Annotated in this window: 16 protein-coding genes; 6 read left to right on the forward strand and 10 right to left on the reverse strand. The window is 33.0% G+C overall.

Features of this window, described 5'->3' with window-relative positions:
- The first annotated feature begins 86 nt into the window (after nucleotides 1-86).
- Nucleotides 87-830 (forward strand): M50 family metallopeptidase, encoded by a 744-nt coding sequence (locus tag ISP08_RS10545; RefSeq protein ID WP_195718600.1) that lies wholly within the window; start codon nucleotides 87-89, stop codon nucleotides 828-830.
- 130 nt (nucleotides 831-960) lie between these two features.
- On the opposite strand, the gene ISP08_RS10550 is transcribed toward ISP08_RS10545, so the two are convergent.
- Nucleotides 961-1605, reverse strand: a complete 645-nt coding sequence (locus ISP08_RS10550; RefSeq protein WP_048792479.1) for a metal-dependent transcriptional regulator — start codon at nucleotides 1603-1605, stop codon at nucleotides 961-963.
- A gap of 122 nt (nucleotides 1606-1727) precedes the next feature.
- Here ISP08_RS10550 and ISP08_RS10555 point away from each other — a divergent pair, with 122 nt between their 5' ends.
- Genes ISP08_RS10555 through mntC form a run of 3 tightly spaced genes read left to right on the forward strand, consistent with a single transcriptional unit; the run spans nucleotide 1728 to nucleotide 4230 of the window.
- Nucleotides 1728-2474, forward strand: a complete 747-nt coding sequence (locus ISP08_RS10555) for a metal ABC transporter ATP-binding protein (RefSeq protein WP_195718601.1) — start codon at nucleotides 1728-1730, stop codon at nucleotides 2472-2474.
- Nucleotides 2471-3301, forward strand: coding sequence for a metal ABC transporter permease (locus ISP08_RS10560; protein WP_195718602.1), 831 nt, complete (start codon nucleotides 2471-2473; stop codon nucleotides 3299-3301). Before ISP08_RS10555 ends, ISP08_RS10560 begins: the two co-directional genes overlap by 4 nt.
- Nucleotides 3298-4230, forward strand: coding sequence for a manganese ABC transporter substrate-binding lipoprotein MntC (mntC, locus tag ISP08_RS10565; protein WP_195718603.1), 933 nt, complete (start codon nucleotides 3298-3300; stop codon nucleotides 4228-4230). Before ISP08_RS10560 ends, mntC begins: the two co-directional genes overlap by 4 nt.
- A gap of 241 nt (nucleotides 4231-4471) precedes the next feature.
- On the opposite strand, the gene ISP08_RS10570 is transcribed toward mntC, so the two are convergent.
- The 9 genes from ISP08_RS10570 to ISP08_RS10610 form a co-directional block, all read right to left on the reverse strand.
- Entirely contained in the window at nucleotides 4472-6520 is a 2049-nt protein-coding gene (locus tag ISP08_RS10570) for a cation:proton antiporter (protein ID WP_048792475.1), read from the reverse strand.
- Nucleotides 6521-6766: 246 nt separating this feature from the next.
- Nucleotides 6767-7213: a Na+/H+ antiporter subunit G gene (locus ISP08_RS10575; RefSeq protein ID WP_195718604.1), complete on the reverse strand. Its 447-nt coding sequence runs from the start codon at nucleotides 7211-7213 to the stop codon at nucleotides 6767-6769.
- Complete coding sequence (mnhF2, locus tag ISP08_RS10580) at nucleotides 7188-7490, reverse strand: Na+/H+ antiporter Mnh2 subunit F (RefSeq protein WP_048792473.1); 303 nt, start codon at nucleotides 7488-7490, stop codon at nucleotides 7188-7190. Before mnhF2 ends, ISP08_RS10575 begins: the two co-directional genes overlap by 26 nt.
- Nucleotides 7487-7969, reverse strand: coding sequence for a Na+/H+ antiporter Mnh2 subunit E (gene mnhE2 / locus ISP08_RS10585; protein WP_048792472.1), 483 nt, complete (start codon nucleotides 7967-7969; stop codon nucleotides 7487-7489). The genes mnhF2 and mnhE2 overlap by 4 nt, the downstream gene beginning before the upstream one ends.
- On the reverse strand, nucleotides 7969-9468 hold the full coding sequence (mnhD2, locus tag ISP08_RS10590; RefSeq protein ID WP_048792471.1) for a Na+/H+ antiporter Mnh2 subunit D: 1500 nt from the start codon (nucleotides 9466-9468) through the stop codon (nucleotides 7969-7971). The genes mnhE2 and mnhD2 overlap by 1 nt, the downstream gene beginning before the upstream one ends.
- The gene (gene mnhC2, locus ISP08_RS10595) at nucleotides 9461-9808 is read right to left on the reverse strand and encodes a Na+/H+ antiporter Mnh2 subunit C (protein WP_048792470.1); all 348 of its coding nucleotides are present in this window, start codon (nucleotides 9806-9808) and stop codon (nucleotides 9461-9463) included. The genes mnhD2 and mnhC2 overlap by 8 nt, the downstream gene beginning before the upstream one ends.
- A complete protein-coding gene (mnhB2, locus tag ISP08_RS10600) occupies nucleotides 9805-10230 on the reverse strand; it encodes a Na+/H+ antiporter Mnh2 subunit B (protein WP_048792469.1) in 426 nt (141 codons plus the stop codon). Before mnhB2 ends, mnhC2 begins: the two co-directional genes overlap by 4 nt.
- Nucleotides 10217-12613 (reverse strand): DUF4040 family protein, encoded by a 2397-nt coding sequence (locus tag ISP08_RS10605; RefSeq protein ID WP_195718605.1) that lies wholly within the window; start codon nucleotides 12611-12613, stop codon nucleotides 10217-10219. The genes mnhB2 and ISP08_RS10605 overlap by 14 nt, the downstream gene beginning before the upstream one ends.
- Before the next feature lie 18 nt (nucleotides 12614-12631).
- Nucleotides 12632-13183 (reverse strand): tyrosine-type recombinase/integrase, encoded by a 552-nt coding sequence (locus ISP08_RS10610; RefSeq protein ID WP_195718606.1) that lies wholly within the window; start codon nucleotides 13181-13183, stop codon nucleotides 12632-12634.
- A gap of 147 nt (nucleotides 13184-13330) precedes the next feature.
- On the opposite strand from ISP08_RS10610, the gene sroA reads away from it, so the two are divergent.
- A complete protein-coding gene (sroA, locus tag ISP08_RS10615; protein ID WP_195718607.1) occupies nucleotides 13331-13534 on the forward strand; it encodes a sigS mRNA-stabilizing protein SroA in 204 nt (67 codons plus the stop codon).
- Between the two features lie 15 nt (nucleotides 13535-13549).
- Nucleotides 13550-13783 carry a DUF2922 domain-containing protein gene (locus ISP08_RS10620; protein WP_195718608.1) on the forward strand — a complete coding sequence of 78 codons (234 nt, stop codon included), beginning with the start codon at nucleotides 13550-13552 and terminating at the stop codon, nucleotides 13781-13783.
- Nucleotides 13784-13922: the final 139 nt, after the last annotated feature.

Consider the following 13922-nt stretch of genomic DNA (forward strand, 5'->3'; position numbering starts at 1 on the left):
TCCAAAGTCTAAATGTAATTGACCATTATTTATTATATAATGATAATCAATGGTTAATTTTTAAACACTTATAATGAGGTTCCACTATGGAGAAAATAAATGCATTTTTAAGTTCAACAATACAATTACATATAATATGGGTTATTCTTATTGGTTTCCTATATGTCATTATTCATCAATATAGACATAAACCTATCAATCGAATATTAGATATATATTTTAATTATATCCCTGTTTTAACACATGAATTTGGTCATATTATATTTAACAAAATCAGTGGCGGTAAGGCGAAAGATTTTGTCATCGTTGCTTCGCCTACAGAACGCATGCACACATCACAACAAGGCTATGCAATAACACAATCAAAAGGACGATTAGGACAAGTTATTACGACTTTCGGGGGCTATGTGATGCCACCTGCTATGTTGTACCTAGGCTTTTTAGCAATTCAGTGGCAATACCCTAGTCTGTTTATAACTTTATATCTATTAATATTTTGTTACTTTGTGGTACTCACATCACGTAAACTATTGCCTATTATTATTGTTATCGTTTTAGGTACGCTATTATATTTTTTAATTACTAGCGACAATCAACTGATAATGATGTATATCATTGCAAGTTGCTACCATTTCATCTTAGGTGTTTTATTCGGTGAAGTCTTACAATCTTCATGGACCATTTTCAAACTAACATTTAGTAAACAACTAACTGAATGGGATGGCTCGGCATTAAAAGAACTGACAAATATTCCGACGCTATTTTTTAGTCTATTATGGATTATTATCAACCTATTCACTTTATATAAATTAGCAAATATTTTTATTTAATAGCTACAATTTTCATTGTAAAAAGCATTCAAACAGTATTTAATCACTGTTTGAATGCTTTTTTATAAGAAGTTACATTTTATTTATATGCTAACAGCTATGTTGCTAAATATTTCCTTAACATACAACATTATTTTTCAGCATAAATATGTTCTGCATTATCATAACTCAAAATTGTAATATTACCATCTTTCTGAACCATAACTACCTTATTGGTTTCATCTTTATTAATAATTTCAACTTCATCACCAATTGAAATTTCTTTACTTGAAAGATAGATAAGTAATTCCGTTCGATCTCTTACTCTTTTAATATTTACGATATCCCCCGCTTCAAAAGATAACAAATTATCAGTATAGATTTCCTTATACTGATTGTCTCTTGGAATAATTCCGCCATGAGGACAAGTCGTTGGGTAGTTCAACAATTTATCTAGTCGTTCAACGAATAAATGTGACACACGGTGTTCTAACACTTCAGCTTCTTGATGCACTTCTTCCCAATTGTATTCTAATATTTGTATTAAAAATAATTCTATTAAACGATGACGTTTAATAATATCTAACGTGTATGACAAACCTTCTTCAGATAACATAACACCTTTATAAGGTTTTGTTTCAACGTAGTTTGATTTCTCTAATCTATTTATCATTTCACTAACTGAAGGTGGCTTTATATTAAGATATTGAGATAATTTTTTATTTGAAACGAATGTTGCGTCGCCTTCATGTGTCAATATCGCCTTCAAATAGTCCTCTTTTTCTTCTGTCAGCATATTTTCACTCCTCATAATCAGTGTCTATATTGTATCACGAAATTTCTTGACACGCTAAAAGTTCATAGTATATTATAAATTTAATTAGGTTAGCCTAAATTTTTTATTAAAGAAGGTGAAACATGTTAGAAATAAACAACTTAAACCTACATATTGACAATAAACATGTTCTAGAGGACATCAATTTGTCGATCCCTGTTACTGGAGAAATAATAGGCATAATGGGGCCGAATGGTGCAGGTAAAAGTTCGTTACTAAAATCTCTTATCGGCGAATTTAAAGCTACAGGAGATAAATTATTATTACATAAACCACTTACCTCATCTTTCAAACACATCACTTACATACCCCAAAAAGCTAATATTGATCTAGATTTTCCTATCAGTGTAGCAGATGTCGTCATTTCTGGCGCTTATAAAAATATAGGCTGGTTTAAAATGGTAGATAAAAAGAGCAAGAAGCGATTAAATCAACTGTTCGACATGTTAGAGTTGCAAGATTTAAGATCACGCCAAATTTCACAGTTAAGTGGTGGTCAATTGCAACGTGTTTTGGTTGCTCGTGCTTTAATGAATGATAGCGAACTTTATTTATTAGATGAACCTTTCGTTGGTATAGATTTTCATAGTGAGCAACTCATCATAAAGCTTATAAACCAATTAAAAGCTAACAATAAACTTATTTTGATTGTTCATCATGATTTGTCCAAAGCCAGTGAGTATTTCGATCGTATCATCTTACTTAACCGTAATATTCGCTATTTTGGCCCTAGTCACATTGCGATGCAACCTGATAATTTAAATAATGCGTTTTTAAATCATCAAACTAAAGTTACTTCAAAGCATATGAAGACTGAGGTGGTTACATGACAGAATTTTTCCAACACTTAATTAGTTATCAATTCTTAAATCGTGCACTGATTATTGCCATTGTAGTAGGTATTGTTTGCGGAACAGTAGGTAGCTTAATTGTATTAAGAGGTTTAGCACTAATGAGTGACGCCATGAGTCATGCCGTTTTGCCAGGTGTGGCATTATCATTTGTTTTTGGCATCCCTCTTTATATAGGCGCTTTAATCACTGGCATGATAGCAAGTGTCCTTATTGGTTTTATTACTACAGGTAGTAAAACTAAACCTGATGCAGCGATAGGAATAAGTTTCACTGCATTTCTGTCATCAGGTATCATCATTATCAGTCTTATACATAGTACAACCGATTTATACCATATACTATTCGGTAATATACTATCTATTACATCATCGTCATTTTGGACGACCATTGTGGTTAGTGTTGTAGTTGTGTTACTAATCATTATTTTCTTTAGACCTCTAATGATTTCAACATTTGATGATACTTTCAGTAAGATGAGTGGTCTCAACACCACTTTAATTCATTATTTTGTAATGCTTATGCTTTCAATGGTAACTATAGCAAGCATACAAACTGTAGGCATTATTTTAGTTGTAGCGTTATTAATTACACCCGCGAGTGCTGCATATTTACTCGCAAAAAGCTTACCTTCAATGATGGTAATTGCTAGTACTATCGGTGTCATTAGTTCAATAACAGGCATGTATTTCAGTTATATATATAATATACCAAGCGGCGCTACAATCGTACTATGTGCCTTCATCCTCTATATCTTTATATTTAGTTTTGTAAAAATACGAAATAAGAAAGGACTTGCAACATGAAAAAATTACTTCCTATATTAATGCTGTGCATCTTATTTTTAGCTGCTTGCGGCAATGACAAAAAATCATCATCAGCTACTAAGAGCGACGACAAATTAAAAGTAGTTGCAACAAACTCAATTATTTATGATATGGCCAAAAATGTAGCGGGAGATAAAATCGAATTACATAGTATCGTACCCATTGGTCAAGATCCACATGAATATGAAGTTAAACCTAAAGACATCAAGGCACTTACGGATGCTGACGTCGTTCTATATAATGGTTTGAACTTAGAATCCGGTAATGGATGGTTTGAAAAAGCTTTAAAACAAGCCGGAAAATCTATGAAGGATGACGATGTAGTTGCAGTATCCAAAAAAGTAGACCCTATCTATCTTGAAGGTGCTAAAGGTGATAAAGACAAATTAGATCCACATGCTTGGTTGAGTTTAGACAATGGCATTAAGTATACAGAAACTATCAAAGAAACATTGTTAAACAAAACAAAAAATCATAAAGATGATATTGAAAAAATGGGTGACGAATACTTAACTCAACTTAAAGATTTAAATGAAGAAAGTAATGGTAAATTTAAAGACATACCTAAAAAAGAACGTACAATAGTTACGAGTGAAGGTGCATTTAAATATTTTGCTCGACAATACGAAATTAAACCTGGATATATTTGGGAAATCAACACTGAAAAGCAAGGTACACCTGAACAAATGAAAGAAGCAATCAAATTTGTTAAAGACAATAATGTTAAACATTTACTAGTTGAAACAAGTGTTGATCGTAAAATCATGGAAAGTTTGAGCGAAGAAACTAAAAAAGATATTTACGGTGAAATTTTCACTGATTCAATTGGTAAACCAGGTAGTAAAGGTGATTCCTACTACAAAATGATGAAATATAATATCGACACAATTCACGGCAGTATGCAATAAACAATAGTTTAAGGCTATTCTACCTTGTAAGGTGAATAGTCCCATACCGTACTTAACACCTAATACTGCAATCATCAATTAGTACGGTATGGTGGTATTCAAAGCCTTAAATAAACTCCTTAAGCCATCAACAGGTTGAAATCCTCCCCCTGTTGATGGCTTTTTCTCTTAAAAAAAGTTAGCACTTAACCTCTGTATTTAACTTTTAATGAGGTTATGTGCTAACTTCTAATTATATCTATTAAGTTAAACTATCAACGAGTACCATTTCGTCGTAATTGATTGATTCTCTGATTTTTAATGCTGTCGCTTCACTAATATCTTCATCATCTACTAATTGATTTAATAATCTTCTTTGCTCTTTAAGCGCCGTTAATTTCACTTTAGTAATTGACGTTTCATTCTTCTGATCAAAGAAGTTTTTTGGTGCTAAGTTTTCAATTCTTAGTAAGTAACCATCACAAATCATACCTACTTCTAGTTTATTTTCTTCCGTTGTTTCTTTACTCAATCTGCTTACGACACGATAATGCACAGTTCTCATTACATTTGAAATTTCGACAAGGTTATCGACAATAGATAATGAAGAAGCTGCATTTGTTTTCATACGTGTTTTAATTCGTCTTTTTAAAATAAATGCACGAAATTCTACTTTTAAACGTTGAATAAGCGATGCTTGCTTATAGATTTGTGTACGTTCAGCGTACCGCATATAGTTATCTAACACACTCGTTGTAATATCGCCGTTTTCAACTAAACTATTAAGCGTGTTATTCTCAGCGTCAAAGGCGATTTTTTGCAGTCTTTGTAATTCTTTCGCATCTTCATCTTCATTTTCTACAGATTTTAAGAATGCCAACTTGTCGTGATAATCTTTGATTACACTGCCATATCTGAAGCTCGATTCAATCGTCGACATTTGATTTAAACTATCTATCACTTTTTCTAAAATATAAATACGTGCTTGTTTATAATTCATGCCTTTTTGTTTTGGTTTAGCTGCTGCCGGTGTTACGAGCGGCACAATAAATTGCGCAACTATTAAACTAATAATAACCATGCCTGAGGCGATAAATAATAAATCATCTCTGAATGAAAATGAATGGTGGTTTGCTAACATGTATGGCAACGTCAATGCGATGGCTAATGAGATGGTCCCATGCACACCACAAATTGACATAATAAATGCGTAAGTCCCTCTCTTAGGAGGTACTTCTGAGGTCATTGAGTCCTCTTCATTATGTGTAATCATTTTTTGGAAGGGACTGATTGGTAAGTAAAAATAAGGATAAAGTACAAGGACCCATAAAAATCTAAATAAATAAATTGCTAGTGCAACTAAAAATGTTACTACAATTAAAAAGGCCAGATTATGTGGTTCATTTTTAATAATGCGCCCGACAACTTCCGGGATTAAATAACCTAAAATAGAGAAAACAAAACCATTTAATACATAACCTAATATATTCCATGTGTGGTTATAACTCATTTGTAGTCTTGTACGTGCTTGTGCGATACGGTCACGTTCAAATCCATGTACTAGCCCTGCTACTACTGCAGCTATAATACCAGAAGCATGGAACATTTCTGCAACTAAATAAGTTATAAATGGTGTAATCAACTGAATAAATGTAAACATGTTTACATTTTCTATTCCTCTTCGTGTTAACGTCACTCTCATTCTAACGAAAGCTACCCCGATAATCAGTCCAACAATAAATCCGCCAATGGACGAAATTAAAAATTGTTCGACTGCACTTACTACAGAAAATGTACCAGTAATTAAAGCAGCTACGGCTATTTTAAAAGATATGATACCAGCGGCATCATTAAGTAATGATTCACCCTCTAAAATAGTCATAGATCCTTTTGGTAAAATTTTACCTTTTGTTATTGCTTGTACGGCTACGGCATCAGTTGGACATAAAATTGCAGCTAGAGCAAAGGCTGCCGCCATAGGTAATTCAGGCCAAATCCAATGTACAAATAATCCAACAACAATAACCGTCGTGACAACTAGGCCTAGTGCCATCATTAAGACAGGTTTGATATAACGTCTTAAATGCACTCGAGATACTTGTACACCCTCAACGAATAGCAATGGCGCGATTAATGCTACCATAAATAATTCACTATCAAATTGAAACTGTACAGGAACAGGCGTCACATAAAGTAACATACCTAAAATTATTTGAATAAAGGCCAATGGCACTTTAGGCAAAAATGTATGTACAAATGAACTTAATATAACGACTGCTATAAAAATTAATAATGTTTCAAATATCTCCATAGTTTCACCTCTCTTCGTTTCAATATGTGCATCATAATTGCTGAGGTTGAAACAAACATTTCGTGAATAAATTTATCATTCACATATTTATTCACGTCATGATTTTATATTTCAAAGTTTTCTCCCAAATACTTTAAAGAAAATTTTTCTAAATTCACACAATTACAAATATACATTATTTTATCACTTTTTTTGTCACTTATTAAATTTAAAGCCTATTACACAACCGATTACAGACAATCATAGTTAATAATCATTTTCTTCTTTATAACGCTGTTGACGTAATTGTTCTCGCTTTTGAGCACGTTCTTTCAATTGTTCGAAACTACTTCTTTCATTCGCACTTAATAAGATATTTGTGTTGCCAACATTGTCATTTTTACGATACATATATGCACCTGTACGATATGCTGCTCTTGATATTAAGTGTCCACCTACTGGAGAAGTTAAATTAATAAATACTAAAGCTAGAATTAAACGTACACTTATATAGCCTTGCGCAGAAACAAAATACACGATTACACCAACTAATGTTAACAGCACAGATAACGTAGAACTTTTCGTTGCAGCATGACTTCGTAAAAAGACATCTTGGAATTTAATTAAACCTATGGCACTAATGAGTGCTATGATACTCCCTAAAAACAGCATGATTGCGGCGATGAGGTTAACGATTTCGCTTATTGTTGGCATTGAAAACGTGCCCCCCTTCAATAAAACGTGAAATAGATACTGAACTAACAAAGGAGATGATGGCAATTAATAGAATAGAATCTAGGAATGAAAAGGTGTCATATACAACGCTCATAACACCAACGATAGACATCAATATCGCACTTGAGGCATCGAATGCTACTACTCTATCTGCCGTTGTCGGCCCTTTTATAAGTCTAAACAAACTAAACAATAACGCTACACCAAATACTATGATTGAACTAGTAATAAAAAAGTTTGTTAATGATGCTATCATTCTGCCACCTCCAATATAAGTCCTTCGTATTGTCTAATACTCTTTAATAACTTTTGTCGCTCTTTTTCCGAAATATCTATAGCATGTATAAAGAATTTCTTTTTTTCTTTTGAGATACGAATCACAGTAGAACCTGGCGTAATAATGATTAATATCGTTAAAAATGAAACGCTCCAATCACTAGTGAGTTTCGTTTCATAAGTTACTAATCCAGGATTCATATCTTGGGTTTTAAATAAAATATAGTTAATAGTAGTCATGCTTGAGGTAATTAATTGATATAAATAAACTGCTAAAAACTTTATAGCTACCCAAACCTTTTTTAGATAAAATTCTTGTCCAAAAAAGCGATGTAATATATAAATGACAATCAACCCAATTAAATATCCGGAGAAGAAAGTTGTCACTTTAAACGCTTCTTCGTCTTGAAAAAGCACCCATAAAAAGGCAATGATGACGTTCAAAACTACTTGTCTCATTATTTCTCCTCCTTCAATAAATGTGGATTTACTTGTTGCTCGTATTTACCTTCATCCATATTGAGATGCGTGGCATTATTTGTCACTTTCAATATCATTGGTGCAGCTAAACCGATAATAATAACTACAACAACTAAGACGCCGATTAACGTAGAACGGTAACGCGGTATTTTATTATAGTTTAGTTCTTTCCCCGTTGTAGCACTACCCAAGTACATAGTGAAATAAATTCTAAATAAGCTAAACATCGCTATAACACTCGTGATAACCATCAATGTTAAACCTATATAATTGCCGTTTTCTATAGCGCCTTGGAATATTAATAATTTCCCAGGAAATCCACTAAATGGTGGCACACCACCGATAGCAAGTGTTGTCACTACTAACGCGATACCTAGCACGGGCTCACGTTTAGCTAAACCTTGTAAATAATTATATTGTCGGCATCCTGTTATATACACAAGACTACCAATAACAAAGAAAAGTAAGGTTTTGACGACAATATCGTTAACTAAATAGAATATTGCACCATTAACGCCAGCAAACGTATGTGAACCTAATCCTAAAATTATAAATCCGATTGATAAAATAACTTGGTACGCTGCAATCTTCTTAATATCTTTATAAGCAATTACACCAAATGCACCAATGAGCATTGTTATACAAGCTAAAAATACGAGCAGTGCATGTGTAATATGATCATGTCCATTAAACATTAACGTAAAGAAACGTATCAGTGCATAAGCACCCACTTTAGTCATCAACGCGGCAAATAATGCGGCAAGTTCTGTATTTAATACAGCATAGGCTTTTGGCAGCCACATGAACAATACCAATGCCGCTTTAGAACCAAATGCAATTAAAAATACCATAGACACAATAACGATAGCATTATGGTTGTCTAATTCTTTTAATCTTTGAGCCACTTGCGCAAAGTTTAACGTTCCAGTCAACTTATACAATAGACCTATACCAAGTAGCAACAACCACGAACCGATAATATTCAATACGACAAATATGATTGCAGCACGTAATTGTTCAACCGATTGACCTAATGTAATTAGCACGAATGAAGCGAGCAACATAACTTCAAACATGACGTATAAATTGAATAAATCTGCAGTTAGAAATGAGCCAATTACGCCGACTGTTAAGAAAAGTATAAAACTTGGTAGATAGAAGCGAATTGCCCTTTTTTCTGCACGGCCAAAGCCATAAGAAATAATTAAAGTTACAACAAAACTAGACGTAGTCACCATTAGTAAACTTAAAGAGTCACCTACAAATTGAATACCATAAGGTGCCTTCCAACCACCAAAATCAAGCGTGATTGGTTTATGATTTAATACATAAATTAACAACCCTAAAGCAATGATTGTAGAGACTGCCATCGTCCCAATTGCAAATATACGAGATAATAAGCTGCGTTCACGAATAAAGACTAAAATAAATGCACATAATGCAGGGAGAATAAAAGGTAAAATTAATAAATTACTCATCGTTATCCTCCTCCCCACGTAACACGTCAATTTCATCTTCTTTCGTTACGCGGTATGTTCTATAAACTAATACCAGTAAGAAAGCTGTCATTGCAAAGCCAATTACAATAGCAGTCAACACGATTGCCTGTAGCAGTGGATCAACAAAATTGTTATTGCCTGCACCAATTAAAGGTTCTGCCTTATCCTTACCGTAATCACCCATGCTCATAATAATTAAATTCCCAGCATGTGTGTATATAGAAATACCAATCACGATACGTATTAAATTAATTGAAAGAATCATATAAGTACCAATAAATATTAAGAAACCGATAACTAATAATAATATTAAGTTCATGAGCGACCACCACTTATCGACAACATAACTGTTACAATAACACCCACAACAGTTAATACGACACCTAACTCAAATAATGTCACTGTCGTTAAATGCATGTCGCCTAACAATGGCAAGTGTACATGCGCATCAGTTTGATAGAGGAATGGTTTACCGAAAAACATTGGTAAGATGGCTGTAGCCATGGACACTAATGAACCTAATACGATTAAGATTTTAAAGTCTACTGGTACAGATACTAAAACTTCTTTCACATCGAAGGCTAAAAACATCAACAAGAATGCTGAGCTAAAAACTAATCCGCCTATGAAACCGCCACCTGGATTGTTATGTCCTGCTAAAAACAAATAAAAGCCAAATGTTAATAATATAAACACGACAATCTTTGTTATGGTACGCAGTACAACATCATTCTCTTTCATCTTGTCCCCTCCGATCTTTAAAGTTAAGTAATGTATAAATACCTAAACCTACTATTATAAGTACGACACCTTCAAATAAGGTATCAAAAGCTCTGAAATCACCTAATATTGAGTTAACAATGTTTTTGCCGCCTGTTAACTTATATGCGTTGTGATAGTAAGTTGATATTGAACCAATCGATTTCCCTTGTTGAACAATAAACACTAATGTCACAACCGTCGCAGCCATAATAAGCGAAACGATAATTTTAACTAATTCACGCTTTTTATGCACCTTTCCTCGTGGCACGTTTGGTAAGCGAGAAAAGCTTACAATAAATAATATCGTAGTAATTGTCTCCACAACGAGTTGCGTCAAGGCTAAATCAGGGGCTTTCATTAAAATAAAGAATATCGTTACACAGTACCCTACGATACCGTTTAAGATAACCATCGTTAAACGTTGACGAATAAATATCAACGCCACCCCAAGTACAAATACTACAATGACAGTGATAACTTCTAATGGTCCAAATTCGCTCACATGTATTTGATGGACCTGAGGAAAACCAATTTGAATAATTGAGTAAATCACAACCAAAGTGAAAATTAATAATGTCATATTGATGTAATGATTTAATCTATTATTCATTAAATTGCGTATGCTATAACCTGAATATGATTCAAACTGTTTATATGAATCATTGTATAAATTAGATAGCGATATTAATTTATATTTACCTGCTATTTTCGTCCAATCGACTTTCAATGCTGCAGCTAAGCCAATAATGATGACTAAAATACTAAAGATTAATGGTAAATTAATGCCGTGCCATTGAGAAACATGTGGCGCGATTGCGTCAATTTTTTCACCAATTGTAATGCTTCGTAATGCTGGTAGTATTAAATTTTCACCAATAACATTAGGAACAAAGAATATTATTGGTAATAAAATCATCATTATCATAGAAGGTAAGGTAAACAAGACTGGTTCATGTATATGCTTCTTAGGTAAACGCATTTCTTCATATTTACCCCAAAATACTTTTTTAATCATAAACATGGCATATATCATAGTGAATATACTTGCAACGACACCAATAGCAACGATGATAATAGTCAACACGCTACCAAACCCTTTAAGTTGATGCGCATTTACTAAGCCATCAAAAAACATTTCTTTACTTAAAAAGCCATTTAATAAAGGCATGCCTGCCATTGATAATGCGGATAATAACATCACTATATGTGTTATAGGAAACACTTTACGCATGCCAGATAACATTCTTATATCTCTCGTGCCAGTTTCATGGTCTATAATACCTACACCCATAAACAAAGCACCTTTGAATAAAGCGTGATTTGATAAGTGGAATAACGCTGCGAATAAAATCATGGCATAAATTTCTGTAAGTTCACCTTTTGTATGACTTGCTATTCCTCCACCAAGCCCTACCATCGACACAATCATACCTAATTGACTGATTGTCGAATAGGCTAAAATACCTTTTAAATCATACTGTCTAACTGCATTTAAAGCACCGAAAATCATTGTTATTAAACCTACAAAAGTAACGGCGTAGATATAAAATTGACTCAGACCAAGTAAGAGCGTAAATCTAAATAGTAAGAAGATACCTGCTTTTACCATTGTTGCCGAATGGAGATAAGCACTAACTGGTGTTGGTGCCGCCATTGCTTTAGGTAACCAAACATGAAATGGGAACTGAGCTGATTTCGTAAATGCTGCGATAAGCATAAGTATTACAATGGCAAGGAATAACGGACTTTGTGCTATTTTGTCACTGTGTTCAATAATTTCTGTAATTGTGTTAGTCCCTGTAATTGTATAAATCATAATAAATGCAATTAATAATGCCAAACCACCAAGAACAGTGATGACAAAGGATTGAATCGCACCAAATTGACTCTCTCTATTGTCGTACCAATAAGAGATAAGTAAGAATGAAGATACACTCGTTAATTCCCAAAATACATATAAAATGATTGTATTATTTGCAGTTACAATACCTAACATACTTAACATAAAAAGAATTAAGTATATATAAAAGCGAGGTAAATTATCATGTTGTTTCGAAAGATATTGCGTAGCATAGAAAAATACAGCCAAACCTATTACCGAAATTAAAATTGAAAAGAAAATGCTTAAACCATCTAAACGAAAAGCTAAATTAATATCAATTGAGCTAAGCCACGGTATGTTGATATTAAGGAAATGTCCACGAAGCACTTGAGGTAATTGCCAAATGAAGTAAATTGTTGAAATGATGGGTGCAATAATAGCTATATGTCCTGCATAGCGACTCATCTTGTCGTTAGCAAAAGTAATAGTTAGCAGCACCATAATAATAATTAGAATACTGAATAGGTATATCAGACTCATCGTTGCCCCCCTTTACTGTTATAAATTTAAAGCTATTGTTGTTTTACTCGCATTTCTAGAAATGCCTATAAACTTCATGGTCTCGTATGTTGTCTGATGCCCTAAATATTTTTGGATTATAGATATTGAGATACCCGATTGGTACGCATGATAAGCAAATGTTTTTCTCAATGTAGTTAAACCAATATGTACCATTCCAAGTTCTTCTGCGGCAGCATGAATAATACGATATGCTTGTTGTCTCGATAAACCTTTATGTGTTCTATTTGATTGAAACAACAAATCGCTTGTCACTAATTGTTCTGTAGCAATAAATTCTGTTAAATCCTGCTGTAAATCTTCAGGAATCACAATGTTAATATTTGTGGCATGTTCTTCTACCCAAAATGATTTAATCAGCTGATCTGATGCAATGACATCTGCAACTGTTAAATTTAATAATTCGTTTAATTTCACACCTGTATGTATAGCAAATTTAAATAATAAATAATCTCTTTGAGATTTTGATTGCAATACTTTATACATCTCTTTGATTTCTTCCAAGTCACGGATTGGATCAACTTGATTCATGACTTCACCTCTCGCCCATAAATGTTTCTTATTCAATATTAAATGATATTTAAGTAACATTAAAGTGTTTTGCACCAAATTTTTAAAATTTTCTGTCTCATTATGTCTTCGTCAACGATATTTATAGTGAAAGGAGGTTTAAACATTATGAATGAAGTTAGTCAATTAACTGTCGTACTTTCCCGTATCGTACTTAATGGAGCTGGTAAAGCTACTAAAGTTACTCGCCGCTTCGCCAATTTAAATCCACGAGCCACCGACGATCAATTAAGACAATTCAAATCTATTATCGAACAACTTACCAATGAAAATTTCGATACATTTGAAGTAGTCAAAACTGTGAATTTATAATAAGGAGGTTAAAATATGACACAAACATTAGAACTTGTATTTACGGATGATTTGAAAAAACCGTTAAAATTACAATTATCTAAAATCGAAAATGTAGTAGACGCAAATAATGTCAGAAAAAGTATGGACGCATTAATAGATTTAGATATATTAAGGATTGCTAAAAGCAAACCCACTAAAGTGCACTCTGCTCATTTAATAGATAAAACTGTGAAAACATTATTTGATGTATCTGTAACAACAAATTAACTTAATCTAATAACGTATATAGTAAAAAGCCGTTCTTTGGACTATGCGCCATCGAACGGTTTTGTATTTACTCTTTTTATCAAACAAACAATGAACTTATTTTAGAAATAATTTTCAAATTTATTATTTCTTCAAATTA

Origin of the sequence: Staphylococcus lloydii (assembly GCF_015775975.1) — a bacterium.
Classification (GTDB): Bacteria; Bacillota; Bacilli; order Staphylococcales; family Staphylococcaceae; genus Staphylococcus; species Staphylococcus lloydii.

Bases quoted from the DNA above. Each gene is read 5' to 3' on its own strand.
- mnhD2 (WP_048792471.1), bottom strand. From the start codon at position 9,468: ATGAGTAATTTATTAATTTTACCTTTTATTCTCCCTGCATTATGTGCA.
- ISP08_RS10545 (WP_195718600.1), top strand. From the start codon at position 87: ATGGAGAAAATAAATGCATTTTTAAGTTCAACAATACAATTACATATA.
- mnhC2 (WP_048792470.1), bottom strand. From the start codon at position 9,808: ATGAACTTAATATTATTATTAGTTATCGGTTTCTTAATATTTATTGGT.
- ISP08_RS10620 (WP_195718608.1), top strand. From the start codon at position 13,550: ATGACACAAACATTAGAACTTGTATTTACGGATGATTTGAAAAAACCG.
- ISP08_RS10570 (WP_048792475.1), bottom strand. From the start codon at position 6,520: ATGGAGATATTTGAAACATTATTAATTTTTATAGCAGTCGTTATATTA.
- mntC (WP_195718603.1), top strand. From the start codon at position 3,298: ATGAAAAAATTACTTCCTATATTAATGCTGTGCATCTTATTTTTAGCT.
- ISP08_RS10575 (WP_195718604.1), bottom strand. From the start codon at position 7,213: ATGCCAACAATAAGCGAAATCGTTAACCTCATCGCCGCAATCATGCTG.
- sroA (WP_195718607.1), top strand. From the start codon at position 13,331: ATGAATGAAGTTAGTCAATTAACTGTCGTACTTTCCCGTATCGTACTT.
- ISP08_RS10605 (WP_195718605.1), bottom strand. From the start codon at position 12,613: ATGAGTCTGATATACCTATTCAGTATTCTAATTATTATTATGGTGCTG.
- mnhF2 (WP_048792473.1), bottom strand. From the start codon at position 7,490: ATGATAGCATCATTAACAAACTTTTTTATTACTAGTTCAATCATAGTA.
- mnhE2 (WP_048792472.1), bottom strand. From the start codon at position 7,969: ATGAGACAAGTAGTTTTGAACGTCATCATTGCCTTTTTATGGGTGCTT.
- ISP08_RS10555 (WP_195718601.1), top strand. From the start codon at position 1,728: ATGTTAGAAATAAACAACTTAAACCTACATATTGACAATAAACATGTT.
- ISP08_RS10560 (WP_195718602.1), top strand. From the start codon at position 2,471: ATGACAGAATTTTTCCAACACTTAATTAGTTATCAATTCTTAAATCGT.
- mnhB2 (WP_048792469.1), bottom strand. From the start codon at position 10,230: ATGAAAGAGAATGATGTTGTACTGCGTACCATAACAAAGATTGTCGTG.
- ISP08_RS10550 (WP_048792479.1), bottom strand. From the start codon at position 1,605: ATGCTGACAGAAGAAAAAGAGGACTATTTGAAGGCGATATTGACACAT.
- ISP08_RS10610 (WP_195718606.1), bottom strand. From the start codon at position 13,183: ATGAATCAAGTTGATCCAATCCGTGACTTGGAAGAAATCAAAGAGATG.